This is a genomic window from Variovorax sp. KK3 (genome assembly GCF_001984055.1).
Lineage (GTDB): Bacteria > Pseudomonadota > Gammaproteobacteria > Burkholderiales > Burkholderiaceae_C > Variovorax.
Genome location: NZ_LYVO01000238.1, coordinates 1 through 201 on the forward strand (window position 1 = coordinate 1; position 201 = coordinate 201).

Genomic DNA, 201 nt, shown 5'->3' on the forward strand with positions numbered 1-201 from the left:
GCTGCGGGTGGGCACGAACACGGCGCTGGGCACGGGCACGCTCACCGCAGCGGCCGGCACCACGCTCGACGCGACGGCACCCGTGGCGCTCGGCAACGTCGTCGCGCTCAATGGCGCGATGGACGTCGGCGGCACCGCGCCGATCACGCTGACCGGGCCAGTCGGCGGCGCTGGCTCGCTGGTCAAGAACGGTGCTTCCGA

General features: G+C 74.1%; 1 protein-coding gene. It reads left to right on the top strand.

The window, feature by feature from the left end; genetic code table 11:
* On the top strand, window positions 1-201 hold a 201-nt coding region (locus B0W80_RS35900; protein WP_179107123.1), incomplete at both ends, for a hypothetical protein.